Consider the following 25,893-nt stretch of genomic DNA (forward strand, 5'->3'; position numbering starts at 1 on the left):
CACGTTTTCACGATGACCGGAATGAAACGGCTTCCTGTCCGTTCCTGACCGCACGTCTGTCGCTGTTCTCACCCTTGACGGTCCACTTCGGTGACTTGACGCTTATGGGTGGGTCCGGTCTGTCACCCTGTCGGCAACGATCGAGGTTCTATTCGTACGAACTGTCCGGGGAGCTGCCCATGAGGGCCATTCCGACCCAACGGGAGACCGCCTCGTGCGCCTCCGGCGCGCGGGAGCGCGCGTGGGTGGACGCGACCCTGCCCGGAAGCCCCCTCGCGCCGGGCACCGCACGCGTGGTGCTGCGCAAGGCGCTCGCCGAGTGGGCGGAACTCGCCCTGCCCGGTGCCGAACACCTCACCGGCCGCGTCGGCGACGACGTCACGCTGATCGCCAGCGAACTCGTCACCAACGCCGTCGTGCACGCCGGCACCGAGGTGCGCCTGACGTGCGGGCTGGAGGAGGCGACCGGCGCGCTCGTCGTCGAGGTCGCCGACCAGCACCCCTCCCGCGCGCCGCGCGGCGACGAACCGGAGGGAGCGCCGTACGACACCCCCGAGTACGGGCGGGGCCTGCGCCTCGTCGCCGCGCTCTCCGAGGCCTGGGGGATCACCTACCGGCCGGGGACGAAGACGGTGTGGGCACGGCTGGCCGCCGGGGGGTGCGCGACGGGCGACCAGATCGAGGCGTACGCGGGGGAGCGCACGCTGGCGCGGGATCTGAGGGTGGCGGAGATCCTCGCGCCGGAGCCGCCCCGGCCGGAACAGGGCGCCCCCGACCCACTGGACGCACTCGATCCGCTGGCCTCCCGGCACCTGCCCGGCCACCGGGAAGCACCCGGTCCCGCCCGTGACACCTGGCGCGGCGGCTCGTACGGCGACGACTGGCTCGCCCGCCGGCCCGGACGGGACGGGACCTGGCTGGGGCGCGGCGCCCTCTCCTTCCTCGCCGAGGCCTCCGACCTGCTCGCCGGGCAGCTCGACGAGGACCTGGTCACCTCCCTCACCGGGCAGCTGATCGTGCCGCGGCTGGCCGACTGGTGCGCGGTCTGGCTGGAGGACGAGGCCACCGGGCACGGCGGCGGCTGGGGCGAGGGGAAACGGGCAGGCGGCCCCCGCCTCGCCCGCGTCTGGCACGCGAGTGAGAACCGCATCGAGGCGCTGAGCCGGACCCTGGAGCGGAACCCGCCGCACCCCTGCGACCCGTTGGACCAGGGCCCCGCGCCCTACCCGTGGCCGGGCGAGGCGCTCGACGGACCGGGCGAGGCGCTCGACGGGCCGGGTGACGCGGCCCACGGGCCGGGTGAGCCGGGCGGGTCGACCGGTGGCGGGCCGAAGCCGAAGGTGCCGGACAGGAGGGTCGGCAGGTCCGCGGACGCGGCCGACGGGCCGGCCGACGCGCTCGACGTCTCCGCCGGTGCCCCCGCCGACGGCGCCCCCGGCACCGCCCTCGCCTACCGGCTCGTCGCCGGCGGGCGCCCGCTCGGCACGCTGGTGATCGGCCGGGGCGGCATCGACCGCTTCCCCGACGAGATCACCGGCCTCGTCGAGGACCTCGGCCGGCGCGTCGCCCTCGCCGTCGGGGCCGCCCGGCAGTACTCCCGCCAGGCCACCATCAGCGCCATCCTCCAGCGCGGACTGCTGCCCGGCGCCGTCGCCGAGATCCCCGGCGTGCGCAGCGCCCTCGTCTACGAACCCTGCGACAAGGGCGGACCCAGCGGCGACTTCTACGACCTCTTCCCGGCCGGCCGGGGCCGCTGGGGCTTCGCCGTCGGTGACGTCCAGGGCAAGGGGCCGGAGGCCGCCGTCGTCATCGGCCTGGTCCGCCCCTGGCTGCGGCTGCTCGCCCGCGAGGGCTACCGCGTCGCCGACGTCCTGGACCGCCTCAACCAGCTCCTCCTCGACGACGCCACCGAGGCCGCCGACGCCGCTGCCCGCGCGCTGGTGGCCGCGGGCGCCCGCCCGACCGCACCCGGCGACGGCCCCCAGACCCGCTTCCTCTCCCTCCTCTACGGCGAACTCGTCCCCTTCGACGGCGGCGTCCGCTGCACCCTCGCCTCCGCAGGACACCCCCTGCCCCTGCTGCTCGCCCCCGACGGCTCGGTCCGCGCCGTCGCCCAGCCGCAAACCCTGCTCGGGGTCGTCGAGGACGCCACCTACACCAGCGAGACCTTCGAGATGTACTCCGGCGACACCCTGCTCTGCGTCACCGACGGAGTCACCGAGCGGCGCTCCGGCTCCCGCCAGTTCGACGACGGCGACGGGCTCGCCGTGGCCCTGGCGGGATGCGCGGGGATGGACGCCGAACCGATAGCGGAACGGATCACGCAGCTCGTGCACGAGTTCGGGGCCCGCCCGCCGGCCGACGACCTCGCGCTCCTCGTCCTCCAAGCGGAGTGACACGGCCGGTGCGGGACAATGGAGCACATGCCTTCCGCACTCCCCGACGGCGAGCCCGTCCCCGCCGACGGCGCGTTGCCCGCGTCCGCGCTCGCCGGGGCCGCCGACCGCCCCCTCGGCTTCTACCTGCACGTCCCGTACTGCGCGACCCGCTGCGGCTACTGCGACTTCAACACCTACACCGCGACCGAGCTGCGCGGCAGCGGCGGCGTCCTGGCCTCCCGCGACAACTACGCCGAGACCCTCGTCGACGAGGTCCGCCTGGCGCGGAAGGTGCTGGGCGACGACCCGCGCGAGGTCCGCACGGTCTTCGTCGGCGGCGGTACGCCGACCCTGCTGGCCGCCGACGACCTCGTACGGATGCTGGGGGCGATCCGCGACGAGTTCGGGCTGGCGCCGGACGCCGAGGTGACCACGGAGGCCAACCCGGAGTCGGTCGACCCGGCCTACCTGGCGGCCCTGCGCGCGGGAGGCTTCAACCGGATCTCCTTCGGTATGCAGAGCGCCCGGCAGCACGTCCTGAAGGTCCTCGACCGCACCCACACCCCCGGCCGCCCCGAGGCCTGCGTCGCCGAGGCCCGCGCGGCCGGCTTCGAACACGTCAACCTCGACCTGATCTACGGCACCCCGGGGGAGTCCGACGACGACTGGCGGGCGTCCCTGGACGCGGCGATCGGCGCCGGTCCCGACCACGTCTCGGCGTACGCGCTGATCGTCGAGGAGGGCACCCAGCTCGCCCGCCGCATCCGCCGCGGCGAGGTCCCGATGACGGACGACGACGTCCACGCCGACCGCTACCTGATCGCCGAGGAGACGCTGTCCGCGGCGGGCTTCGACTGGTACGAGGTGTCCAACTGGGCCACCTCCGAGGCGGGCCGCTGCCTGCACAACGAGCTGTACTGGCGCGGCGCCGACTGGTGGGGCGCGGGCCCCGGCGCCCACTCCCACGTGGGCGGGGTGCGCTGGTGGAACGTCAAGCACCCGGGCGCCTACGCGGCGGCGCTCGCGGAGGGGCGGTCGCCGGGGGCGGGCCGCGAGATCCTGTCGGACGAGGACCGGCGGGTCGAGCGGATCCTGCTGGAGCTTCGGCTGCGGGAGGGCGTACCGCTGTCACTGCTGAAGGAGGACGGACGCGCGGCGTCCCGGCGGGCACTCGCGGACGGACTGCTCCAGCAGGGGCCGTACGAGGCGGGACGGGCCGCGCTGACCCTGCGCGGACGACTGCTCGCGGACGCCGTGGTCAGGGACCTGGTGGACTGATCACCCGGCGGAGTGAATCACTGCGGAACCCGGGTTCGGTCCCTAACCTGGTTCGTAGGCTGCCGCCGAAAAGGACGCGGCGGATGTGGAGGGCCACGGAGATGACCGCTGTGGACGAGCGTGGGATGACCAGGTTCTTCGAGGAGTTCGAGCCTCCCGAGGGCGTGAGGGTCGAGCTTCTCCGGGGGGAAATCGTGATGATGGCCAGCCCCGATCTTGTGCACAACATGATCGTGGAAGATGTCCTGGACCAGATCCCGCGCAAGCGCTGGGTCCGTCTCCAGACCCAGGACGTCGACATCATCGACGAGGCCAGCGAACCCGTGCCGGATCTGGTGGTTCTCCGGCGCGACGCCACACCCGAGTCGGGGCGCCTGCTGTCGTCCGAGCTGATCACGCTGGTGGTCGAGGTCGTGTCCAAAACCAGCGTCGTGCGCGACTACATCGTCAAGCGGTCGATCTACGCCGCCGGCAGGATTCCCGCGTACCTCATCATCGATCCGATCATGGCGCACTGCGTTCTGCTCACGCTGCCCGTCGGGGAGGGGGACGACGCCGACTACACGGCGCAGATGAAGCTCGACTTCGGTGATCGGCTGCCGCTCGACATGCTGGGCACCGGTCTGGACACCGGCGAGTTCGGCACCTTCCCGGGCGTCAAGCCCCACCGGTTTCCGTGACGAAATCGATCAGCTCCTCCACGCGGCCCAGGAGCTGCGGTTCCAGGTCCTTGTACGAGCGGACCGAGCCGAGGATCCGCTGCCACGCCTCGCCCGTGTTCGCCACGCGCCAGCCCAGCGCCGCGCACACCCCCGTCTTCCAGTCCTGACCGCGCGGCACCCGCGGCCACGCCTCGATGCCGACCGACGCCGGCTTCACCGCCTCCCAGACGTCGATGTACGGGTGGCCCACCACCAGCGCGTGCTCGCTCGTCACCGCCTCCGCGATCCGCCACTCCTTCGAGCCCGGCACCAGGTGGTCCACCAGGACGCCCAGTCGCGCGTCCGGGCCGGGGGAGAAGTCCTCGACGATCGACGGCAGGTCGTCGACGCCCTCCAGGTACTCGACGACCACCCCCTCGACGCGCAGGTCGTCGCCCCACACCTTCTCCACCAGCTCCGCGTCGTGCCGCCCCTCGACGTAGATGCGCCCCGCGCGGGCCACCCGCGCCCGCGCGCCGGCCACGGCGACGGAACCGGACGCCGTACGGGCGGGCCGCCGAGGACCGGCGGCCGGCCGCACCAGCGTCACCACGCGCCCCTCCAGCAGGAAGCCCCGCGGCTCCAGCGGGAACACCCGGTGCTTGCCGAAGCGGTCCTCCAGCGTCACCGTGTCCGCCTCGCAGCGGATCACCGCGCCGCAGAAGCCGGTGCCGGGCTCCTCCACCACCAGGCCCGGCTCGGCCGAGACCTCGGGGACCGGCTGCGGTTTCTTCCACGGAGGGGTCAGATCGGCGGAGTACTGGCGCATTCTGACGACGATACGAGGAATGCGCCCGCCGCGATCAGTCCGACACGCCGAAACGGGCCGCCAGGGCGTCACGCTGACGGCGTACGAACGCCGCGTCCACCACCGCGCCGTGGCCGGGGACGTACCGCGCGTCCTCGCCGCCCAGCTCCAGGAGCCGGTCCAGCGCGGCCGGCCAGCGGGACGGTACGGCGTCGGGGCCGGCCTGCGGTTCGCCCGACTCCTCGACCAGGTCCCCGCAGAACACCACCTCGGGGGAGCCGGGGACGAGGACCGCGAGGTCATGGGCGGTGTGGCCCGGGCCCACGTTCGCCAGCAGCACCTGCCGGTCGCCGGCCGGGCCGAGGTCGAGCGTCCACTCGCCGGACACCGCGTGCCGCGGCGGCACCAACGCCTCCACGGCCTCCTCGGCCACGCGCGCGTCCAGCCCGTGGCGCACCGCGTCCGCGCGCAGCTCCTCGAGCCCACGGCCCGTCAGCACCGTCTCCATGCCCACCGCGCCGAACACCTCCGCGTCCGCGAACACCGAAGCCCCGAGGACATGATCGAAATGGGGATGGGTGAGCGCGAGATGCGTCACACGACGGCCGGTGAGCGCCCACGCCTCCGCCCGCAACCGCGCGCCCTCGCCCGGGTCGGAACCCGCGTCGACGAGCAGCACGCCCTCCGCGCCCACGACGAGCCCCACCGTGCAGTCCCACCCGGGCAGCCGGCACCGCCCCACTCCGGCGGCCACTTGCTCCCATCCCGACTCTTCCCAAGTCACGGTCATACCGGGACGCTATCGGGGACGACGCCGCCCGGAGCGAGGGCGCGGGGACCGGCCTTGCCCGGGGCGTACCTCCCGGCCGTACACTGGGCGGGGAAGTCTGGCACTCGCGTACGAAGAGTGCCAGGCGGACAGGGAAGGTACCGCGCGGAAGGCTCTGGAGGTGTGCGCGATGCTCAGTGAACGCAGGCTTCAGGTGCTGCGCGCCATCGTCCAGGACTACGTGGGCACCGAGGAGCCCGTCGGCTCCAAGGCCCTCACCGAGCGGCACAACCTCGGCGTCTCCCCGGCCACCGTGCGCAACGACATGGCGGCCCTGGAGGACGAGGGCTTCATCGCCCAGCCGCACACCAGCGCCGGGCGCATCCCCACCGACAAGGGCTACCGCCTGTTCGTCGACAAGCTCGCCGGCGTCAAGCCCATGAGCCCGCCCGAGCGGCGGGCCATCCAGAACTTCCTCGACGGCGCCGTCGACCTCGACGACGTGGTGGCCAGGACCGTGCGGCTGCTCGCGCAGCTGACCCGGCAGGTCGCCGTCGTGCAGTACCCGTCGCTGACCCGCTCCACGGTGCGGCACGTGGAACTGCTCTCCCTCGCCCCCGCGCGGCTGATGCTGGTGCTGATCACGGACACCGGCCGGGTGGAGCAGCGCATGGTCGACTGCCCGGCGCCGTTCGGCGAGTCCTCCCTGGCGGACCTGCGGGCCCGCCTGAACAGCAGGGTCGCGGGCCGCCGGTTCACCGACGTGCCGAGCCTGGTGGAGGACCTCGCGGAGGCGTTCGAGGCCGAGGATCGCGGTACGGTCTCGACGGTGCTCTCCACCCTCCTGGAGACGCTCGTCGAGGAGAACGAGGAGCGGCTGATGATCGGCGGTACCGCCAATCTCACCCGCTTCGGACATGACTTCCCCCTCACGATCCGGCCCGTCCTGGAGGCGCTCGAGGAGCAGGTCGTGCTCCTCAAACTCCTCGGGGAGGCGGGGGATTCGGGCATGACCGTGCGCATCGGGCACGAGAACGCCTACGAGGGACTCAACTCCACGTCCGTCGTGTCGGTCGGCTACGGTTCGGGCGGCGAGGCGGTTGCCAAGCTCGGCGTGGTCGGACCGACCCGCATGGATTACCCGGGAACGATGGGAGCGGTACGCGCAGTGGCACGGTACGTCGGACAGATCCTGGCGGAGTCGTAGTGGCCACGGACTACTACGCCGTACTCGGCGTGCGCCGCGACGCCTCGCAGGAGGAGATCAAGAAGGCCTTCCGGCGGCTCGCCCGCGAGCTGCACCCGGACGTCAATCCTGATCCCAAGACGCAGGAGCGGTTCAAGGAGATCAACGCCGCCTACGAGGTGCTGTCGGACCCGCAGAAGAAGCAGGTCTACGACCTCGGCGGCGACCCCCTCTCGCAGACCGGCGGCGGTGGCGCGGGCGGTTTCGGGGCCGGTGGCTTCGGCAACTTCTCCGACATCATGGACGCGTTCTTCGGCACGGCGTCGCAGCGCGGGCCGCGCTCGCGCACCCGCCGGGGCCAGGACGCGATGATCCGCATCGACGTCGAGCTCGACGAGGCCGCGTTCGGCACGACCAAGGACATCCAGGTCGACACGGCCGTCGTCTGCACGACGTGCAGCGGCGAGGGCGCCGCCCCGGGCACCAGCGCGCAGACCTGTGACATGTGCCGGGGCCGCGGTGAGGTCTCGCAGGTCACGCGGTCCTTCCTGGGCCAGGTCATGACCTCCCGCCCCTGTCCGCAGTGCCAGGGCTTCGGCACCGTCGTCCCCACCCCGTGCCCGGAGTGCGCGGGCGACGGCCGGATCCGTTCCCGGCGCACCCTCACGGTCAAGATCCCGGCCGGTGTGGACAACGGCACCCGGATCCAGCTGGCCGGCGAGGGCGAGGTCGGGCCCGGTGGCGGTCCCGCCGGTGACCTGTACGTGGAGATCCACGAGCTGCCGCACGCGCAGTTCCAGCGGCGCGGCGACGACCTGCACTGCACGGTCACCCTCCCGATGACGGCGGCGGCCCTCGGCACCAAGGTGCCGCTGGAGACGCTGGACGGCATGGAGGAGGTCGACATCCGGCCCGGCACCCAGTCCGGCCAGTCGATCCCGCTGCACGGCCGGGGCGTCACGCACCTGCGCGGCGGGGGCAGAGGCGACCTCATCGTCCACGTCGAGGTCCAGACCCCGACCAAGCTCGACCCGGAACAGGAACGCCTGCTCCGCGAACTGGCCAAGCTCCGCGGGGAGGAACGGCCCACGGGGCAGTTCCAGCCCGGACAGCAGGGGTTGTTCTCGCGGTTGAAGGACGCCTTCAACGGGCGCTGAGTCGGTCGGTGCCGGGTGGGCGGTGGCTTGTTGCCGGGGGTCCGGGGGTGGTCCCCCGGGCTGGCACGGTCAGCCCGGACAGCAGGGGCTGTTCTCGCGGTTGAAGGACGCCTTCGACGGGCGTCGAGGTGCATGTCCGGCGGGGTGACGTCCCTGGCGCCGCCCCGTCGAAAAGTGGCTTGTGCCAAGGGGAAGGGCCGATTCGGCGTTGCCCGGAGGACGTGACAACATGCCGTCATGTCCTCCGTACTGACCGATATCTGCCCGCACCCGATCGTGCAGGCACCCATGGCGGGCGGTGTCGCCGTGCCGCAGCTCGCCGCGGCCGTGTCCGAGGCGGGCGGGCTCGGTTTCCTGGCCGCCGGGTACAAGACCGCGGACGGGATGTACCAGGAGATCAAGCAGCTGCGGGGACTGACCTCCCGCCCCTTCGGCGTCAACCTCTTCCTGCCGCAGCCGGAGACGGCCGACCCGGCCGCCGTCGACGTCTACGCCCACCAGCTGGCCGGTGAGGCCTCCTGGTACGAGACCGCGCTCGGCGACCCCGACAGCGGCCGCGACGACGGCTACGACGCCAAGCTCGCCGTGCTGCTGGACAACCCGGTGCCGGTGGTGTCGTTCCACTTCGGTGTGCCGGCCCGCGAGGTCCTGGACTCCCTGCGCCGCGTCGGCACGCTCACGCTGGTCACCGCCACGACCGCGGAGGAGGCCCGGGCCGTGGAACGGGCCGGCGCCGACGCGGTGATCGCGCAGGGCGTGGAGGCCGGCGGCCACCAGGGCACCCACCGCGACGTCCCGGAGGCGGACGGCTCCGGCGTCGGACTGCTCTCCCTCCTCGCCCAGGTCCGGGAGTCCGTCGGCATCCCGGTCGTCGCCGCCGGCGGCATCATGCGCGGCGGCCAGATCGCCGCGGTCCTCGCGGCCGGTGCCGACGCCGCCCAGCTCGGCACGGCCTTCGTCGCCACCCACGAGTCCGGCGCGCACGCCCTGCACAAGCAGGCCCTCACCAACCCCCTGTACGTCCGCACCGAGCTGACCCGCGCCTTCTCCGGCCGCCCGGCCCGCGCCCTGGTCAACCGCTTCCTGCGCGAGCACGGCCGGTACGCGCCCGCCGCCTACCCGGACGTCCACCACCTCACCGCACCCCTGCGCAAGGCCGCCACCAAGGCCGGCGACGCGCAGGGCCTGGCGCTGTGGGCGGGGCAGGGCCACCGGATGGCCCGCGAGCTGCCCGCCGGACGGCTGGTGGAGGTGCTGGCCGCCGAACTGGCCGCCGCCCGGACGGCGTTGTCGGCGGGAGGCGCCCGATGACCGCGCCGGTGTTCGTCGTCGACCACTTCGACACGGACGGCTCCGGCCGCTACGTGCTCGACGGACCCGAGGGACGGCACGCCGTCTCCGTGAAGCGGCTGCGGGCCGGCGAGGACGTCGTCCTCACCGACGGCGCGGGCCGCTGGGCGGACTGCGTGGTGCTCGGCACCGAGGGCAAGGACCGCCTGATCGTCCGGCTGGAGCCGGTGGCCGAGGAGCCCCCGGAGGAACCCCGGATCACCGTCGTCCAGGCCCTGCCCAAGGGCGACCGGGGCGAGGTGGCCGTGGAGACGATGACCGAGGTCGGCGTCGACGCGATCGTGCCGTGGGCGGCGTCCCGCTGCATCACGCAGTGGAAGGGCGAGCGGGGGCTGAAGTCCCTCGCCAAGTGGCGGGCGACCGCCCGTGAGGCGGGCAAGCAGTCCCGCCGGGTGCGTTTCCCCGAGGTCGCGGACGCGGCGACGACCCGGCGGGTTGCCTCACTTCTGGCCGATGCCGACTTCGCCGCCGTCCTCCACGAGAGCGGCACCGAACCCCTCGCGAGCGCCGCACTTCCCGCCTCCGGCGAGATCGTGCTGGTCGTCGGGCCCGAAGGGGGCATCTCCCCCGACGAGTTGGAGCTCTTCGCGCAGGCCGGCGCCAAGCCCTACCGCCTGGGCCGCAGCGTCCTGCGCACCTCCACCGCCGGCACCGCGGCGACGGCCGTACTCCTGGCCCGTACCGGCCGCTGGTCCTGACGGCCCCGGTCGGCCGTCCGCCGCACGGCGGGCGGCGGCCTCCGGGAACAGCTCCCAGCCGTCCAGCTCCGCGGGCCCGGTGAACAGCCCGCGCCGGACGGCCTCGTCGACGAAGGCCCGAACGACACCGGGCTCGTGCAGGTTGAGCGCCGCGCCCCCGCCGACGGCCACGGCACCCGAAGGCAGGAACCCGTCGGGGACGAAGCGCCCCTCACCGCCCCGGAACACCAGACGGACCGTCGCCGTCGTCCCCTCCCGGGTCAGGGAGAGCACCTCCGAACAGGGTCCCCCGGTCCGGTGCCGATGACGCACCGACCACAGGTAGGTGACCATTTCACCCGCGGTGTTCCCGTCCACGACGAGCTTTCTGACCCGGCGTCCACTGCGCACCGGACCAGGGTAGTGCGAGTGGCCGTATGCGCCCTACCGTCCCGCCCGCGACGGTGGCAGGCTGCCGTGCATGGGGGCGTTGAACAGGATTCCGCGCGTGATGCGCGCATGGCGGCGGCAGGCACTCGCCGCCGGCTTCGCCGTGGCCGCCGTGGCGGGGGTCACCGCGTGCGAGGGCGGCGGACTCAGCTCCGCGGCCGTCGCGTTCACGACCGACGAGACCGTGACCGAGGAACTCAACCGGCAGAAGGCCGGCGTGCGCTGGCTCAGCTGCAACGCGTCCTTCGGGGACGAGGACCGCTCACCGTCCGCGGACGAGGACACCGTCGCCTCCGTCGACTGCCAGGGCGAGACGCGGGACGGCAAGGAGATCACCGTCACCGGGAGGGTCACCCACGCCGTCAACGGCGCCTGCGTCCGCGGGAACATCACCGCGAAGGTCGGCGGGAAGCAGGTGTTCCGGGTCGACGGCCTGGGCGACTGCGACGCCACCAGCCCGCCGCGCGTGGGCGACCCCACGCACCGCGGCCCGAACCCCACCGTCACCGTGACCGTCACGACGACCGTGTGGTGCGAGCAGTACCCGTCGTGTCGCCCTGTCGAGGGCAAGTGATCGGAACCCCTGTCCAGGACCGCCCGCGCCTGCATAGGGTGACCGGGTGACACAGCCCGCATCGGTCGCATCCGCCGCTTATCTCCGGTTTCCGCATCTGCACGGCGAGTTGGTCGCCTTCACCGCCGAGGACGACGTGTGGCTCGCCCCGCTCGACGGTGGCCGGGCCTGGCGGGTCAGCGCCGACAACGTACCCGTGAGCCGGCCCCGCGTCTCGCCCGACGGCACCACCGTCGCCTGGACCTCCACCCGCGACGGCGCCCCCGAGGTGTACGTCGCGCCCGTCGAGGGCGGCCCCGCCAGACGCCTGACTTACTGGGGCAGTCCCACCACCCGGACGCGCGGCTGGACGGCGGACGGCAGAGTCCTGGTGACCAGCGCCCACGACCAGGCCGCCTCGTGCCGCACCTGGGCCCGTGCCGTGCCCCTGGACGGCGGCCCCGCCACCACCCTGCCCCACGGCCCCGTCGGCGACGTCGCCGAGGGACCGCACACCGTGCTGCTGTCCGCGCCGATGGGCCTCGAGGCCGCCCGGTGGAAGCGCTACCGGGGCGGTACGGCGGGCAAGCTGTGGATCGACCGCGAGGGCGACGGCGAGTTCGTACGGCTGCACGAGGACCTCGACGGGAACATCGAGTGCCCGCTGTGGGTGGGGACGGGGGTCCCCGCGCTCGAGCGAAGCCGAGAGGGAGGGAGGATCGCGTTCCTCTCCGACCACGAGGGCACCGGCGCCCTGTACTCCTCCCTCGCCGACGGCTCCGACCTGCGCAGGCACACTCCCCTCGAGGGCTTCTACGCCCGCCACGCCGCCGGCGACGGCACCCGTGTCGTCTACTCCAGCGCCGGCGAACTGTGGCTCCTCGACGACCTCGACGGGGCGGAGCCGCGCCGCCTCGACGTCCGGCTCGGCGGGCAGCGCGTCGACCTCCAGCCGTTCCCGGTGAACGCCGCCCGCTGGTTCGGCTCCGCGTCACCCGACCACACCGCGCGCGGCAGCGCCGTCTGCGTGCGCGGCACCGTCCACTGGGTCACCCACCGCGCCGGCCCCGCCCGCGCGCTCGCCGCGACCCCGGGCGTACGGGCCCGGCTGCCCCGCGCCTTCCGCGCGGACGGCGAGGAATGGGTGGTGTGGGTGACCGACGCCGAGGGCGACGACGCCCTGGAGTTCGCCCCCGCCACCGGACTCGCCCCGGGCGCCGCCCCCCGCCGGATCGCCGCCGGACGGCTGGGCCGTGTCGTGGGACTCGCCATGGCCCCCGACGGCGGCCGCGCCGCGGTCGCCTCCCACGACGGCCGGGTCCTCCTCGTCGAGCGGGAGACCGGCGAGGTCCGGGAGGTCGACCGCAGCGAGGACGGCGACGTCTCCGGGCTGGTCTTCTCACCCGACTCCTCCTGGCTCGCCTGGTCCCACCCCGGCCCGCGCCCGCTCAGCCAGCTCAAGCTCGCCCACACCACCGACCTGTCGGTCACCGAGGCGACCCCGCTGCGCTTCCAGGACTACGCGCCCGCCTTCACCCTGGACGGCAAGCACCTCGCGTTCCTGTCGACCCGCTCCTTCGACCCCGTCTACGACGAACACGTCTTCGACCTGGCCTTCGTCGAGGGCGTACGTCCGTACCTGATCACCCTCGCGGCGACCACCCCGTCACCGTTCGGCCCGCAGCGGCACGGTCGGCCCTTCGAGACGCCGGACCGGGACGGGACCCCCGAGAACGAGGGCACCCCCACCACCCGCGTCGACCTCGACGGTCTCGCCGACCGCATCGTGCCGTTCCCGGTGGAGGCCGCCCGCTACACCAACCTGCGCGCCGCCAAGGACGGGGTGCTGTGGCTGCGGCACCCGGTGCGCGGCGTGCTCGGGTCCTCCCGCGCCACCCCGGACGACCCCGACCCCAAGACCGACCTGGAGCGCTACGACCTCGACCGGCAGCGCATCGAGCACCTGGCCGTGGACGCCGACCACTTCGAGGTCAGCGGCGACGGCAAGCGGGTGCTGCTGTGGACCGACGGGCGGCTGAAGGTCGTGCCCAGCGACCGGCGCGCCTCCGGCGACGACGACAGCGACACCAACATCACCGTCGACCTGGACCGGATCCGCCAGTTCGTCGACCCGGCCGCCGAGTGGCGGCAGATGTTCGACGAGAACGGCCGCATCATGCGGGACAACTTCTGGCGTCCCGACATGAACGGCGTCGACTGGGACGGGGTCCTCGACCGCTACCGGCCCGTGCTCGACCGGCTCGCCACCCACGACGACCTGGTGGACCTGCTGTGGGAGGTGCACGGCGAGCTCGGCACCTCGCACGCCTACGTCGTCCCGCGCGGTGGCCACGGCGACGGCGCGCGGCAGGGGCTGCTCGGCGCGGACATCTCCCGGCACGAGGACGGCAGTTGGCGGGTCGACCGGATCCTGCCCGCGGAGACGTCCGATCCGGACGCCCGCTCGCCGCTCGCCGCGCCGGGGGTCGCCGTACGGCCCGGTGACGCGATCGTCGCCGTCGCCGGACAGCCGGTCGACCCGGTGACCGGACCCGCGCCGCTGCTGGTCGGGACGGCGGGCAAGCCGGTGGAGCTGACGGTGTCGCCCGCGGGGGGAGGCGAGCCGCGGCACGCGGTGGTGGTGCCGCTCGCCGACGAGGAGCCGCTGCGGTACCACGCGTGGGTCGCGGACCGGCGGGCGTACGTGCTGGAGAGGTCCGGCGGGCGGCTGGGGTACATCCACGTTCCCGACATGCAGGCGCCCGGGTGGGCGCAGATCCACCGCGACCTGCGGGTGGAGGTGCTGCGGGAGGGACTGATCGTGGACGTGCGGGAGAACCGGGGCGGGCACACCTCGCAGCTCGTGGTGGAGAAGCTGGCCCGGCGGGTCGTGGGGTGGGACCTGCCCCGGGGGATGCGGGCGGAGAGCTATCCGCGGGACGCGCCGCGGGGACCGGTGGTGACCGTCGCCGACGAGTTCTCCGGGTCCGACGGGGACATCGTGAACGCGGCGATCCGCGCGCTGGGGATCGGGCCGGTGGTGGGCACCCGTACGTGGGGTGGCGTGATCGGCATCGACAGCCGCTACCGGCTGGTCGACGGGACGCTCGTCACCCAGCCCAAGTACGCCTTCTGGCTGGAGGGCCATGGCTGGGACGTGGAGAACCGCGGTGTCGCCCCGGACGTGGAGGTCGTGCAGCGGCCGCAGGACCACGCGGCGGGGCGGGACGTGCAGTTGGACGAGGCGGTGAGGCTGGCACTGGACGCGCTCGAGTCGACACCGGCGAAGGTGCCCCCGGCGCTGCCGTGAGCGGACCCCGTCGCCTCCCCGCCCGGGGGGGGCGGGGGGGGGGGGGGGGGGGGGGGGGGGGGCCCCGCCCCCCGGGCCCCCCCCGGGGGGGGGGGGGGGGCGGGGCCGCCGGGGGGGGCCCCCACGACCGCCCGCGGGTACGATGCCTCCTGGTACATGATCGGCCGGCTCGAGGAGGGTCCATGGCTGGGGAGCCTCAGGACGACTGTCTGTTCTGCAAGATCGTCGACGGGAGCATTCCCGCGACGATCGTGCGGGAGACCGAGACCACGGTCGCGTTCCGGGACATAAACCCCCAGGCGCCCACCCACGTCCTGGTGATCCCGAAGGCGCACCACCCGGACGCCGCCACCCTCGCCGCCGCCGCGCCCGAGCTCGCCGCGGACGTGCTGCGGGAGACGCGGGCCGTCGCCGACGAGGAAAAGCTGGAGAGCTACCGGATCGTCTTCAACACCGGCAGCGGCGCCGGCCAGACCGTCTGGCACGCGCACGCCCACGTCCTGGGCGGCCGCGGTCTCGAGTGGCCCCCCGGATAGACGGCCGTGTCCGCACGCGAACTGGTGGTCCTCGGCACCGCCAGCCAGGTCCCCACCCGGCACCGCAACCACAACGGCTACCTGCTGCGCTGGGACGGCGAGGGCATCCTGTTCGACCCCGGCGAGGGCACCCAGCGCCAGATGCTGCGCGCCGGGGTGGCCGTCCACGACCTGAACCGGATCTGCGTCACCCACTTCCACGGTGACCACTCCCTCGGTCTCGCCGGGGTGATCCAGCGGATCAACCTCGACAAGGTGCCGCACGAGATCACCGCCCACTACCCGCGCTCCGGGCAGCGCTTCTTCGACCGGCTGCGGTACGCCACCGCCTACCGCGAGACGGTCGCCCTCACCGAGGCCCCGGCCGACACCGACGGCGCCCTCGCCCGCACCCCCGGCTACACGCTGGAGGCGCGCAAGCTCTCCCACCCCGTCGAGGCGTACGGCTACCGGCTGGTCGAACCCGACGGCCGGCGCATGCTGCCCGACCGGCTGGCCGCGCACGGCATCAAGGGCCCGGACGTCGGCCGCATCCAGCGCGAGGGCGTGCTCGGCGGGGTCCCGCTGGAGGCGGTCAGCGAGGTACGGCGCGGGCAGCGGTTCGCGTTCGTCATGGACACCCGGCTGTGCGACGGGGTGTACGCGCTCGCCGAGGGCTGCGACATGCTGGTCATCGAGTCGACGTTCCTCGACGAGGACGAGGCGCTCGCCGTCGACTTCGGCCACCTGACCGCCGGGCAGGCGGCCCGTGTGGCACGCGACGCGGGCGTACGGCACCTCGTCCTCACCCACTTCAGCCAGCGCTACGCCGACCCGGAGGAGTTCGAGCGGCAGGCGCGGGCGGCCGGGTACGAGGGCGAGCTGACCGTGGCACGGGACCTGCAACGGGTGGCGCTTCCGAAGCGTCGGTGAAACCGCCGTACGATATTTCGATGCCCGTACCCAAAGCCGAACTACACCTTCATATCGAAGGCACCCTGGAGCCCGAGCTGGCCTTCGCGCTCGCCGCGCGCAACGGTGTCGAACTGCCCTACGCCGACACCGAGGCGCTCCGTGAGGCGTACCGCTTCGAGGACCTGCAGTCCTTCCTGAACCTGTACTACGAACTCATGGCCGTCCTGCGCACCGAGCGGGACTTCGAGGACCTCGCCGACGCCTACCTCGCCCGCGCCGCCGCGCAGGGCGTGCGGCACGCGGAGATCTTCTTCGATCCGCAGGCGCACCTGGCGCGCGGTGTCGGCATGGGCACCGTCGTCGAGGGGCTGTGGCGGGCGCTGGGCCGGAGCCAGGAGACGCACGGCGTCTCCACCCGGCTGATCATGTGCTTCCTGCGGGACGAGTCCGCCGAGTCGGCCCTGGCGACGCTGGACGCCGCGAAGCCGTACCTGGACCGGATCACCGGGGTCGGGCTGGACTCGGCCGAGGTCGGGCACCCGCCGGCGAAGTTCCGCGAGGTGTACGAGGCCGCCGCCGCGCTGGGGCTGCGGCGGGTGGCGCACGCGGGGGAGGAGGGGCCGCCGGAGTACATCACCGAGGCGCTGGACGTCCTCGGCGTGGAGCGGGTCGACCACGGGCTGCGGTGTGTGGAGGACCCGGCGCTGGTGGAGCGGCTGGTGCGGGAACGCGTGCCGCTGACGCTGTGCCCGCTGTCCAACGTGCGGCTGCGCACCGTGGACACCCTCGCCGGCCACCCGCTGCCCGCGATGCTCGACGCCGGTCTGATGTGCACGGTCAACTCCGACGACCCGGCGTACTTCGGCGGCTACGCCGGGGACAACTTCGACGCGGTGCGCGAGGCCCTGGGGCTCGGCCCGGAGCGTCTGCGCGAGCTGGCCCGCAACTCCTTCCTGGCCTCCTTCCTGGAGGACGACGAGGAGCGGCGGGCGCGGTACCTCGCGGAGGTGGAGGCGTACGACTTCTGACCGCGTGGCCGCGGCCGGTCGTGCGGCCCCGGTCGTGAGGCCGGGGCTCCAGGGGGCTCCAGGGAACTTCAGGAGGCTTCAGGGGGTGGCGCCCGGTGCCCGGGTCGCCGCCGCCGTGTCGTAGGTGACCCGGTCCGGGGCCGGGGTGCCGTCGAGGGGGATCTCGACCACCGGCTGTTCCGGGGCGCCGACCTCGGGGACCGTGCCCGTCGGGGTGCCCGGCGCCGCGGCGATCACCGCCGCCGGGTGGCCGCCGCGGCGGCGGACCGCACCCGGCAGCAGCGGGCGTCCGCCGGTGTGCAGGGCGACGGCGGTCATCGGCAGCGCGACCAGCAGCAGACCGGTGGCGAGCACCGTGCCCATCACCGGGAACCCGGCCTGCGCGGACAGCACGCTGCCGGTCAGCGGCCCCGCGGCGGTCCCCAGGGACGACGCCGAGCCGACCAGTGCGGCCCAGCGCCCCCGCGGGTCCAGCGAGGCCGCCAGCCCGATCAGGTAGGACAGGACGACCGGGTAGACCGTGTTCCAGGCGATCTCACCGGTGGCGAAGCCGCCCAGACCGGTCGCGGAGGCGCTGAGCGCGATGCAGCCGGCGATGAGGACCGTGCCGCCGCCGATGGGCAGCGCCCGCCCCAGCCGCGACCCCAGCGCGCCCGCGCCCACCACGCCCAGCAGTCCGGCGCCCAGCGCCACCGCGAAGACGACACCCACGGTCGCCTCGGAGAGGTGCGCCTGGCCGACTCCGATGCGTCCGCTCACGCCCCACAGGGCGTTCTGGGCGAGCGACCACAGCAGCATGGCGCCGGCGAGGACCAGCCCCGAACGCCGGTGCGGCAGCGGGGCGGTGGCGTCACCGGGGCCGGTGCGGCGCGGACCGGGCGTACCGGCCGGCAGCCGCGAGGTCAGCGGCCACACGGCCGCCGCGGTGAGGGCGATGGCGGCCAGGGTGAGCCCGTGTCCCGGAAGGTGCGGCACCGTCAGGTACACCACCCCCGCGAGCGCGGAGACGCTGAGCAGTCCGAGGGAGGACGCCCGGTGCGGGTCCCGTTCGGCGGCGATCCGGGTGGCGGCGACCGTGGTGGCCGTTCCCGAGCCGAATCCGCCGATCATCGCGCCGGCGACGACGGCCGGTACGGCGGTGGTGAGGGCGGCCCCGCCGTAGCCGACGGCGGCCAGCAGCAGGCCCAGCCGGGCCAGGGTCCGTGCCCCGACCCGCTCCACGCGCGACGCCAGCAGGAACCCGGCGGTCGCGGAACTCAGCAGCAGCGCGCTGCCGACGGCTCCCGCCTGGGTGGCGGAGAGGCCGAGGCCGCGTTCCAGCCGGCCGACGGTGGTCGGCAGCAGGTACGGGGCGAGGTATCCGGCCGTGAAAAGGGCGACGAGGGGCCAGGGGGTGGTGCGGGGGGCGAACACGGGCGTTCCCGGGGCGTGCGGAAGGGACGGTGCGGTGACCGTGGGAAGGGAGGGGGCGACGACCGTCGACGGACAGGGCGCGCGGGCAATTTGTATCAAGGGAGGGGAGGGCGACGGGAGCGCGCAAGGTGTGATCTGGGTCACTCTTGCGTTTGAGGTCCGGAGAAGCTGGGAAGCAGAATCCGCCATCGCTGGTGAACTGCCCCGCCACCTGCGGGAATCGCCGTCTCCGCCTTCGTCCGGATCTCCCGCGTCACGGCGACGACCCGCACCAGTATGTGCGGGACGACGTTCGCCGGGACCGGGAGGCCCTCACTCGGGACGCCGTCCGGGCCCGCCCGCTCCGACCACCCCCATGGGGACCCCCGCGGGAGCGGACCGCGCGGCACCCGGCGGCTCGACGGCGACGCGGCCGCCTCGCGTGTTGCCGGCCCGGACCGGGGCAACCCCGGTCGTGCCGCGCCGGTGACCCTCCCAGGAGTGAACATGGAGTGACGGCCGTCACGTTGTCGGTGGTGTGGTGCACACTGGCTGGAACCGCACCACGTCAGGGAGCGCACCGTGATGGCGTCCACCGGAAAGGCACGCGTCGAGGGACCGCACTGCTCGTCCCAGATCGACCCCCTCGCCGCCCTGCGCGCACCGGGCGACCCGCCCTGGGACGTCTACCTCACCGGCACCGTCTTCCTCGACATCGTCTTCACCGGACTCGGCTCCGCCCCGGCGCGCGGCACCGAGTCCTGGGCGCGCGGGATGGGGTCGAGCCCCGGTGGCGTCGCCAACATGGCGACCGCGCTGGCCCGCCTCGGCCTGCGCACCTCCCTCGCGGCGGCCTTCGGCGACGACCACTACGGCGAGTACTGCTGGGACGCGCTGCAACAGGGTGAGGGCATCGACCTCTCCCTCTCGCGCACGGTCCCCGGCTGGCACTCGCCGGTCACCGTCTCCATGGCGTACGACGGTGAGCGCACGATGGTCTCCCACGGCCATGAGCCCCCGCCCGAGGAGCCGGCCCCCGACTGCCCGCCCCGCGCGCGGGCCGCCGTCGCCTCCCTCACGCCCGGCCGCAGCGCGCCCTGGATCGCGCAGGCCGCGCGCAAGGGGACCCGCGTCTTCGGTGACGTCGGCTGGGACGACACCGGTGCGTGGGACCTGGCCGCGCTGCCCGACCTGCGGCACTGCGAGGCGTTCCTGCCGAACGCGGAGGAGGCGATGCGGTACACCCGTACCGACTCCCCCCGCGCGGCGGCGCACGCCCTCACCGAGCACGTGCCGGTCGTGGTGGTCACCCTCGGCGCGGAGGGCGCGTACGCGGTGGACCGGCGCACGGGGGAGACCGCGTCGGTGCCGGCGATCGACGTCGAGGCGCTCGATCCGACCGGGGCGGGGGACGTGTTCGTCGCCGGGTTCGTCACGGGGACGCTGGCGGGGTGGCCGCTGGCCGACCGGCTCGCCTTCGCGGGGCTCACGGCGGCGCTGTCCGTCCAGGAGTTCGGGGGATCGCTGTCGGCGCCGGGGTGGACGGAGATCGGGGCGTGGTGGCGCAGGGTGCGGTCGGTCGAGGGGCAGGACCCCTCGGCGCTGCGGCGGTACGAGTTCCTGGCGGGGCTGGTCTCGGGGGAACTGGTGCGGCCGTGGCCGCTGCGGCGGGCGGTGCCGACGATCGGCTTCCGCCGGTCCGCCTGAAACGGGGGCCCGCCCCCGTGTCCCCGTGCGGGGGCCTGCCCCCACGCTCCCGCAGCAGGGGCTCCGCCCCCGCACCCCGCCAGGGGGCTCCCGCCCCCTGGACCCCCGGCCCATGCCCACCCACCACCCGACTCGGTCGGCTGGACAGTGGGCCATGGGCCCGGGTGTCGGTCTGGCTCGGTGGGTTTGAGGTGCGGGTCGCGGGCCGGGGAGTCGGCCCGGCTCGGTCGGCCGGGGCGCGGGCCACGGGGCCGGGGTGTGGGGGCGGATCGGTGGGGTGAGAGGTCGCGTAAAAGGCCTACGGGGTTGTCACCCCTCCGTCGTACCCTGGGAATCGCGAGGCCGCCCTCCGCAGTGCGGCCGTGACGAGGAGGATCCGCAGGCCTTCAGAGCCGGCCCATGACTCAGACACCCACAGCTCACACCCCCGCGCAGGGGCAGGCGAGAGTGCAGCTCACCGTCCCCGCCCAGCACCCCATGGTGACCGTGCTGGGGTCAGGGGACTCCCTCCTGCGCGTGATCGAGAAGGCCTTCCCGGGGGCCGACATCCACGTCCGGGGCAATGAGATCAGCGCGGTCGGCGACGCCACGGAGGTCGCCCTCATTTCGCGCGTGTTCGACGAGATGATGCTGGTGCTCCGCACCGGGCAGCCGATGACGGAGGACGCAGTGGAACGCTCGATCGCCATGCTCAAGGCGAGCGACAACGGGGAGAGCGACGGCCAGGAGACCCCGGCCCAGGTGCTCACGCAGAACATCCTGTCCTCGCGCGGCCGCACGATCCGCCCCAAGACGCTCAACCAGAAGCGCTACGTCGACGCGATCGACAAGCACACCATCGTCTTCGGCATCGGCCCGGCCGGCACCGGCAAGACGTACCTCGCCATGGCCAAGGCGGTGCAGGCCCTGCAGTCCAAGCAGGTCAACCGCATCATCCTGACCCGCCCCGCGGTCGAGGCCGGCGAGCGGCTCGGATTCCTGCCGGGCACGCTCTACGAGAAGATCGACCCGTACCTGCGCCCGCTCTACGACGCGCTGCACGACATGCTCGACCCCGACTCGATCCCCCGGCTGATGGCGGCCGGCACGATCGAGGTCGCGCCGCTCGCGTACATGCGCGGACGCACGCTCAACGACGCCTTCATCATCCTCGACGAGGCCCAGAACACCAGCCCCGAGCAGATGAAGATGTTCCTCACCCGCCTCGGCTTCGACTCGAAGATAGTCATCACGGGTGACGTCACGCAGGTCGACCTGCCCGACGGCACCAAGTCCGGCCTGCGGCAGGTGCAGGACATCCTGGAGGGCCTGGACGACGTCCACTTCTCCCGGCTGTCGTCCCACGACGTCGTCCGGCACAAGCTGGTGGGCCGTATCGTCGACGCGTACGAGCAGTACGACAGCCAGCACGGCACCCAGAACGGCACCCACAAGGGCGGCCGGGGCAAGTCCGGGCACAAGGGGAAGTAGACCGAGCACCAGATGTCGATCGACGTCAACAACGAGTCCGGAACCGAGGTCGACGAGCAGGCGATCCTCGACATCGCCCGCTACGCGCTCGCACGGATGCGCATCCACCCGCTCTCCGAACTCTCGGTGATCGTCGTGGACACGGGCGCCATGGAGCAGCTCCACATCCAGTGGATGGACCTGCCCGGCCCGACGGACGTCATGTCGTTCCCGATGGACGAGCTGCGGCCCCCGTCCAAGGACGACGACGAGCCCCCGCAGGGGCTGCTCGGCGACATCGTGCTCTGCCCCGAGGTCGCCGCCAGGCAGGGCCAGGAAGCGGAGACGCGGCACACCATGGACGAGGAGCTCCAACTGCTCACCGTCCACGGTGTGCTGCACCTGCTCGGCTACGACCACGAGGAACCGGACGAGAAGGCCGAGATGTTCGGCCTGCAGGCCGCCATCGTGGACGGCTGGCGCGCGGAGAAGGGCCTCACCGGCCCCTCTCCGGCCCCCACCGTGTCATGAGTCCGACACTCGTCCTCGGCGCGATCGCCCTGGTCGTCGTCGCCTGGCTGGCCGCCTGCGCGGAGGCCGGCCTCGCCCGCGTCTCCAGCTTCCGCGCCGAGGAGGCCGTACGCTCCGGCCGCCGGGGCGCCGCCAGGCTCGCGCAGATCGCCGGCGACCCCACCCGCTACCTCAACGTGGCGCTGCTGGTCCGCGTCGTCTGCGAGATGGCCGCCGCCTCCCTGATCACCTACGGCTGCCTGCGCGAGTTCGACGGGACCGCCGAGGCGCTGCTGATCGCCATCGCGATCATGGTGCTCGTCTCGTACGTCGCCGTCGGGGTCTCCCCGCGCACCATCGGCCGCCAGCACCCGCTGAACACCGCCACGGCCGCCGCGTACGTCCTGGTGCCGCTCGCGCGGGTCATGGGACCGATCCCGAACCTGCTGATCCTCATCGGCAACGCGCTCACCCCCGGCAAGGGCTTCCGGCGCGGCCCCTTCGCCTCCGAGGCGGAGCTGCGCGCGATGGTCGACCTCGCGGAGAAGGAGTCGCTGATCGAGGACGAGGAGCGCCGCATGGTGCACTCGGTCTTCGAGCTCGGCGACACGCTCGTGCGCGAGGTCATGGTGCCGCGCACCGACCTCGTGGTGATCGAGCGGTACAAGACCATCCGCCAGGCCCTCACCCTCGCCCTGCGCTCCGGTTTCTCCCGCATACCGGTGACCGGCGAGAGCGAGGACGACATCGTCGGGATCGTCTACCTCAAGGACCTGGCCCGCAAGACGCACATCAGCCGGGACGCCGAGAGCGAACTGGTGTCCACGGCGATGCGCCCCGCGTTCTTCGTGCCCGACACCAAGAACGCCGGCAACCTGCTGCGCGAGATGCAGAAGGAACGCAACCACGTCGCCGTCGCCGTCGACGAGTACGGCGGCACCGCCGGCATCGTCACCATCGAGGACATCCTCGAGGAGATCGTCGGCGAGATCACCGACGAGTACGACCGTGAGCTGCCGCCCGTGGAGGAGCTGGGCGAGGACCGCTACCGGGTCACCGCCCGCCTCGACATCACCGACCTGGGCGAGCTGTACGGCCTGGAGGAGTTCGACGACGAGGACGTCGAGACCGTCGGCGGGCTGCTCGCCAAGCACCTCGGCCGGGTGCCGATCGCGGGCGCCTCGTCCCTGGTCGCGCTCCCCGACGCCCGTGAACTGCGGCTGACGGCCGAGGCGGCGGCCGGTCGCCGGAACAAGATCGTGACGGTGCTGGTGGAGCCGGCGGACCCGCCGGCCGACGAGGAGGAGAAGCCGGAGTGACCCCGCGGGAGCTGCGCGCCCTGTGCCTGTCCTTCAACGCGGCGGTGGAGGAGTTCCCCTTCAACCCGGAGACCTCGGTCTTCAAGGTCCTGGGCAAGCTCTTCGCCCTGACGGACCTGGACGCGCGGCCCCTCAAGGTCAACCTCAAGTGCGCCCCGGAGGACGCGATCCGGCTCCGCGCCGAACACCCGGACCTGATCGTCCCGGGCTGGCACATGAACAAGCGCCACTGGAACACGGTGACGGTGGACGGCACCCTCCCGGACCACCTGGTCCGGGAGCTGGTCGAGGACTCCTACGACCTGGTCGTGGCCGGTCTGCCGCGAGCGGACCGCCTCCGCCTCGACCGGCCCTGAGGCCGAGGGCACGCCCCCTTATGCTCGGATCATGACCGACACCACCGCGCTCGACCCCGAGGACCGCAAGATCGTCACCCTGGCCCGTTCCGCGCGGGCCCGCAACGGTGTGCCCGAGGGGGCCGCCGTACGCGACGAGACCGGGCGGACGTACGTCGCCGGGACCGTGGCCCTGGAATCCCTGAAGCTCAGCGCCCTGCAGACGGCGGTCGCGATGGCCGTGGCGTCCGGCGCGACGTCGCTGGAGGCGGCGGCCGTGGTGACCGAGGCGGAGTCGGCGTCCCCCGAGGACCGGGCGGCCGTACGGGACCTCGGCGGCCCCGCGACGCCGGTCCTGGTGGCCGGTACGGACGGCACGGTCAGGGAGACGGTCACCGCGGGCTGAGACCGCGGAGGGACCCGCTTGTTACCGGCGGTAAGTAGGCCGGAATCCTCCCTTGTCGCGCGCAGCCTCCCGCGCATCAATGGAACCCGCCGGTACGGACGACACGTCGGCCGGCGTGATCGCGGCGGGTCCGGGCCCACGCTGCCGAGCAGTTCCCCCCACACGGAAAGGGACCGCAACCCCATGAGAGGCAAGCGATTCGGAACAGGTGTGTCCCTGGCGGCCGGCGCTCTCGCCGTCTGCGGCCTGGCCTTCGCCCCCACCGCCGCCGCCGTCGCCCCCGGGTCGGCGACCGTCGACGCCGACTGCGGGACCTGGGGCGGCGGCGACGCCACCCTCACGGCCACCCAGAACGGCACGTCCGCCACCGTCACCATCACCACCTCCGCGGTGACCGCGCCCCTCGCGATCGGCCAGGACTCCCTGGCATCGAGGCTCACCCTGGTGAAGGCCGGCGGCGGCACGGTCACCTTCCGCGGCACCGAGAACCCGGCCATGGCGACCGGCGACGCGCTCGAGGTCGGCCCGCTCACCGGCACCGTGGCCTCCGGCGACAGCCTGGAGGCCTTCGGCGGCACCCTGAGGGTGACCGCGTTCGGCTTCATCACCATCACCTGCACGGCGACCGCGCCGCAGGCGCCGGGCCCGTTCGTCTTCGACTGACCCCACCGGGCGGACGGCCGGACCGGGTCCTCACGGGTGCCCGGTCCGGCCCCGTCGCGGACGAGTGGTACGGCGAGGCCTCCCGCATCAGGGACAATGGGCGGCATGAGTGTTCGTACCCAGTCATCCGAGCAGCCCGCCGACGCCGTCCACCGGGCCGGCTTCGCCTGCTTCGTGGGCCGCCCCAACGCGGGCAAGTCCACCCTCACGAACGCTCTGGTCGGGCAGAAGGTGGCGATCACCTCGAACCGGCCGCAGACCACCCGGCACACCGTGCGCGGGATCGTGCACCGCGAGGACGCGCAGCTGATCCTGGTGGACACCCCCGGACTGCACAAGCCGCGCACCCTGCTCGGCGAGCGGCTGAACGACGTGGTCCGCACCACCTGGGCCGAGGTCGACGCGATCGGCTTCTGCATCCCCGCCGACCAGAAGATCGGCCCCGGTGACCGCTTCATCGCCAAGGAACTGGCCGGGATCAAGAAGACCCCGAAGATCGCGATCGTCACCAAGACCGACCTGGTGGACGGCAAGGCGCTGGCCGAGCAGCTCATCGCCGTCGACCAGCTCGGCCGGGAGCTGGGCATCACCTGGGCCGAGATCATCCCGGTCTCGGCGACCGCGAACCAGCAGGTCGACCTGCTGGCCGACCTCCTCATCCCCCTGATGCCGGAGGGCCCCGCCCTCTACCCCGAGGGCGACCTCACCGACGAACCCGAGCAGGTCATGGTCGCGGAACTGATCCGCGAGGCGGCCCTGGAGGGCGTCCGCGACGAGCTGCCGCACTCCATCGCCGTGGTCGTCGAGGAGATGCTCCCGCGCGAGGACCGCCCCGCCGACAAGCCCCTCCTCGACATCCACGCCAACCTGTTCATCGAGCGCCCCAGCCAGAAGGGCATCGTCATCGGCCCCAAGGGCAAGCGCCTGAAGGACGTCGGCATCAAGTCCCGCAAACAGATCGAGGCCCTCCTCGGTACCCCCGTGTTCCTGGACCTGCACGTGAAGGTCGCCAAGGACTGGCAGCGGGATCCGAAGCAGTTGCGGCGCCTCGGTTTCTGACGGAGTGGGTGTCGATACCGGGTTCCGTAAGAGGCTCG

General features: G+C 73.3%; 23 protein-coding genes. 20 read left to right on the forward strand and 3 right to left on the reverse strand.

Translation table 11 applies throughout. The features are described 5' to 3' along the window. The first annotated feature begins 179 nt into the window (after nt 1-179). The 3 genes from ACH5AO_RS05200 to ACH5AO_RS05210 all read left to right on the forward strand — a co-directional run bounded on the left by ACH5AO_RS05200 (nt 180) and on the right by ACH5AO_RS05210 (nt 4,336). A complete protein-coding gene (locus tag ACH5AO_RS05200) occupies nt 180-2,396 on the forward strand; it encodes a SpoIIE family protein phosphatase (RefSeq protein ID WP_398921904.1) in 2,217 nt (738 codons plus the stop codon). Nucleotides 2,397-2,423: 27 nt separating this feature from the next. Then, nucleotides 2,424-3,656, forward strand: coding sequence for a radical SAM family heme chaperone HemW (gene hemW, locus ACH5AO_RS05205; protein WP_398921906.1), 1,233 nt, complete (start codon nt 2,424-2,426; stop codon nt 3,654-3,656). 101 nt (nt 3,657-3,757) lie between these two features. Beyond that, nucleotides 3,758-4,336: a Uma2 family endonuclease gene (locus tag ACH5AO_RS05210; RefSeq protein ID WP_398921908.1), complete on the forward strand. Its 579-nt coding sequence runs from the start codon at nt 3,758-3,760 to the stop codon at nt 4,334-4,336. Here ACH5AO_RS05210 and ACH5AO_RS05215 read toward each other — a convergent pair. Beyond that, complete coding sequence (locus ACH5AO_RS05215; RefSeq protein ID WP_398921910.1) at nt 4,314-5,126, reverse strand: DUF3097 domain-containing protein; 813 nt, start codon at nt 5,124-5,126, stop codon at nt 4,314-4,316. The two genes, ACH5AO_RS05210 and ACH5AO_RS05215, sit on opposite strands and share 23 nt — an antisense overlap. Nucleotides 5,127-5,160: 34 nt before the next feature. Next, a complete protein-coding gene (locus tag ACH5AO_RS05220; RefSeq protein ID WP_398921912.1) occupies nt 5,161-5,895 on the reverse strand; it encodes an MBL fold metallo-hydrolase in 735 nt (244 codons plus the stop codon). 169 nt (nt 5,896-6,064) lie between these two features. Here ACH5AO_RS05220 and hrcA point away from each other — a divergent pair, with 169 nt between their 5' ends. The 9 genes from hrcA to ACH5AO_RS05265 all read left to right on the forward strand — a co-directional run bounded on the left by hrcA (nt 6,065) and on the right by ACH5AO_RS05265 (nt 17,015). Then, on the forward strand, nt 6,065-7,081 hold the full coding sequence (gene hrcA, locus ACH5AO_RS05225; RefSeq protein WP_398921914.1) for a heat-inducible transcriptional repressor HrcA: 1,017 nt from the start codon (nt 6,065-6,067) through the stop codon (nt 7,079-7,081). Continuing rightward, nucleotides 7,081-8,217 (forward strand): molecular chaperone DnaJ, encoded by a 1,137-nt coding sequence (gene dnaJ, locus ACH5AO_RS05230; protein WP_361747544.1) that lies wholly within the window; start codon nt 7,081-7,083, stop codon nt 8,215-8,217. Before hrcA ends, dnaJ begins: the two co-directional genes overlap by 1 nt. A 237-nt stretch (nt 8,218-8,454) precedes the next feature. After that, entirely contained in the window at nt 8,455-9,528 is a 1,074-nt protein-coding gene (locus tag ACH5AO_RS05235; protein ID WP_398921916.1) for a nitronate monooxygenase, read from the forward strand. Further along, on the forward strand, nt 9,525-10,265 hold the full coding sequence (locus ACH5AO_RS05240; protein WP_398921918.1) for a 16S rRNA (uracil(1498)-N(3))-methyltransferase: 741 nt from the start codon (nt 9,525-9,527) through the stop codon (nt 10,263-10,265). Before ACH5AO_RS05235 ends, ACH5AO_RS05240 begins: the two co-directional genes overlap by 4 nt. 490 nt (nt 10,266-10,755) lie before the next feature. Further along, on the forward strand, nt 10,756-11,268 hold the full coding sequence (locus ACH5AO_RS05245; RefSeq protein ID WP_398922017.1) for a hypothetical protein: 513 nt from the start codon (nt 10,756-10,758) through the stop codon (nt 11,266-11,268). A 46-nt stretch (nt 11,269-11,314) separates the two neighbouring features. Then, nucleotides 11,315-14,557: a S41 family peptidase gene (locus tag ACH5AO_RS05250; protein WP_398921920.1), complete on the forward strand. Its 3,243-nt coding sequence runs from the start codon at nt 11,315-11,317 to the stop codon at nt 14,555-14,557. 182 nt (nt 14,558-14,739) lie between these two features. Continuing rightward, nucleotides 14,740-15,093, forward strand: coding sequence for an HIT domain-containing protein (locus ACH5AO_RS05255; RefSeq protein ID WP_398921922.1), 354 nt, complete (start codon nt 14,740-14,742; stop codon nt 15,091-15,093). Between the two features lie 6 nt (nt 15,094-15,099). Next, nucleotides 15,100-16,005, forward strand: a complete 906-nt coding sequence (locus ACH5AO_RS05260; protein WP_398921924.1) for a ribonuclease Z — start codon at nt 15,100-15,102, stop codon at nt 16,003-16,005. Between the two features lie 20 nt (nt 16,006-16,025). Further along, on the forward strand, nt 16,026-17,015 hold the full coding sequence (locus ACH5AO_RS05265) for an adenosine deaminase (protein ID WP_398921926.1): 990 nt from the start codon (nt 16,026-16,028) through the stop codon (nt 17,013-17,015). Between the two features lie 78 nt (nt 17,016-17,093). Here the strand turns inward: ACH5AO_RS05265 and ACH5AO_RS05270 are convergent, their stop codons facing one another. Further along, the gene (locus tag ACH5AO_RS05270) at nt 17,094-18,428 is read right to left on the reverse strand and encodes an MFS transporter (protein WP_398921928.1); all 1,335 of its coding nucleotides are present in this window, start codon (nt 18,426-18,428) and stop codon (nt 17,094-17,096) included. 564 nt (nt 18,429-18,992) lie between these two features. Here ACH5AO_RS05270 and ACH5AO_RS05275 point away from each other — a divergent pair. The 8 genes from ACH5AO_RS05275 to era all read left to right on the forward strand — a co-directional run bounded on the left by ACH5AO_RS05275 (nt 18,993) and on the right by era (nt 25,855). Continuing rightward, nucleotides 18,993-20,114: a carbohydrate kinase family protein gene (locus ACH5AO_RS05275; protein WP_398921930.1), complete on the forward strand. Its 1,122-nt coding sequence runs from the start codon at nt 18,993-18,995 to the stop codon at nt 20,112-20,114. 399 nt (nt 20,115-20,513) lie between these two features. After that, nucleotides 20,514-21,584 (forward strand): PhoH family protein, encoded by a 1,071-nt coding sequence (locus ACH5AO_RS05280; RefSeq protein ID WP_030858277.1) that lies wholly within the window; start codon nt 20,514-20,516, stop codon nt 21,582-21,584. Nucleotides 21,585-21,596: 12 nt separating this feature from the next. Then, nucleotides 21,597-22,094 (forward strand): rRNA maturation RNase YbeY, encoded by a 498-nt coding sequence (gene ybeY / locus ACH5AO_RS05285; RefSeq protein ID WP_398921932.1) that lies wholly within the window; start codon nt 21,597-21,599, stop codon nt 22,092-22,094. After that, nucleotides 22,091-23,392, forward strand: a complete 1,302-nt coding sequence (locus ACH5AO_RS05290; RefSeq protein WP_398921934.1) for a hemolysin family protein — start codon at nt 22,091-22,093, stop codon at nt 23,390-23,392. The genes ybeY and ACH5AO_RS05290 overlap by 4 nt, the downstream gene beginning before the upstream one ends. Next, nucleotides 23,389-23,748 (forward strand): MmcQ/YjbR family DNA-binding protein, encoded by a 360-nt coding sequence (locus ACH5AO_RS05295; RefSeq protein ID WP_398921936.1) that lies wholly within the window; start codon nt 23,389-23,391, stop codon nt 23,746-23,748. Before ACH5AO_RS05290 ends, ACH5AO_RS05295 begins: the two co-directional genes overlap by 4 nt. A gap of 31 nt (nt 23,749-23,779) precedes the next feature. After that, nucleotides 23,780-24,133, forward strand: a complete 354-nt coding sequence (locus ACH5AO_RS05300) for a cytidine deaminase (protein ID WP_398921938.1) — start codon at nt 23,780-23,782, stop codon at nt 24,131-24,133. A gap of 183 nt (nt 24,134-24,316) precedes the next feature. After that, nucleotides 24,317-24,796: a hypothetical protein gene (locus ACH5AO_RS05305; RefSeq protein ID WP_398921941.1), complete on the forward strand. Its 480-nt coding sequence runs from the start codon at nt 24,317-24,319 to the stop codon at nt 24,794-24,796. Nucleotides 24,797-24,901: 105 nt separating this feature from the next. After that, a complete protein-coding gene (gene era, locus ACH5AO_RS05310; RefSeq protein WP_030858290.1) occupies nt 24,902-25,855 on the forward strand; it encodes a GTPase Era in 954 nt (317 codons plus the stop codon). The last annotated feature ends 38 nt before the right edge of the window (nt 25,856-25,893 follow it).

The organism is Streptomyces sp. NPDC018964 (assembly GCF_044390325.1).
GTDB lineage: Bacteria > Actinomycetota > Actinomycetes > Streptomycetales > Streptomycetaceae > Streptomyces.

Coding starts and splice junctions, on each gene's coding strand:
- ACH5AO_RS05200 (WP_398921904.1), top strand. CDS start 180: ATGAGGGCCATTCCGACCCAACGGGAGACCGCCTCGTGCGCCTCCGGC.
- hemW (WP_398921906.1), top strand. CDS start 2,424: ATGCCTTCCGCACTCCCCGACGGCGAGCCCGTCCCCGCCGACGGCGCG.
- ACH5AO_RS05210 (WP_398921908.1), top strand. CDS start 3,758: ATGACCGCTGTGGACGAGCGTGGGATGACCAGGTTCTTCGAGGAGTTC.
- ACH5AO_RS05215 (WP_398921910.1), bottom strand. CDS start 5,126: ATGCGCCAGTACTCCGCCGATCTGACCCCTCCGTGGAAGAAACCGCAG.
- ACH5AO_RS05220 (WP_398921912.1), bottom strand. CDS start 5,895: ATGACCGTGACTTGGGAAGAGTCGGGATGGGAGCAAGTGGCCGCCGGA.
- hrcA (WP_398921914.1), top strand. CDS start 6,065: ATGCTCAGTGAACGCAGGCTTCAGGTGCTGCGCGCCATCGTCCAGGAC.
- ACH5AO_RS05235 (WP_398921916.1), top strand. CDS start 8,455: ATGTCCTCCGTACTGACCGATATCTGCCCGCACCCGATCGTGCAGGCA.
- ACH5AO_RS05240 (WP_398921918.1), top strand. CDS start 9,525: ATGACCGCGCCGGTGTTCGTCGTCGACCACTTCGACACGGACGGCTCC.
- ACH5AO_RS05245 (WP_398922017.1), top strand. CDS start 10,756: ATGCGCGCATGGCGGCGGCAGGCACTCGCCGCCGGCTTCGCCGTGGCC.
- ACH5AO_RS05255 (WP_398921922.1), top strand. CDS start 14,740: ATGGCTGGGGAGCCTCAGGACGACTGTCTGTTCTGCAAGATCGTCGAC.
- ACH5AO_RS05265 (WP_398921926.1), top strand. CDS start 16,026: ATGCCCGTACCCAAAGCCGAACTACACCTTCATATCGAAGGCACCCTG.
- ACH5AO_RS05275 (WP_398921930.1), top strand. CDS start 18,993: ATGGCGTCCACCGGAAAGGCACGCGTCGAGGGACCGCACTGCTCGTCC.
- ACH5AO_RS05280 (WP_030858277.1), top strand. CDS start 20,514: ATGACTCAGACACCCACAGCTCACACCCCCGCGCAGGGGCAGGCGAGA.
- ybeY (WP_398921932.1), top strand. CDS start 21,597: ATGTCGATCGACGTCAACAACGAGTCCGGAACCGAGGTCGACGAGCAG.
- ACH5AO_RS05290 (WP_398921934.1), top strand. CDS start 22,091: ATGAGTCCGACACTCGTCCTCGGCGCGATCGCCCTGGTCGTCGTCGCC.
- ACH5AO_RS05300 (WP_398921938.1), top strand. CDS start 23,780: ATGACCGACACCACCGCGCTCGACCCCGAGGACCGCAAGATCGTCACC.
- ACH5AO_RS05305 (WP_398921941.1), top strand. CDS start 24,317: ATGAGAGGCAAGCGATTCGGAACAGGTGTGTCCCTGGCGGCCGGCGCT.
- era (WP_030858290.1), top strand. CDS start 24,902: ATGAGTGTTCGTACCCAGTCATCCGAGCAGCCCGCCGACGCCGTCCAC.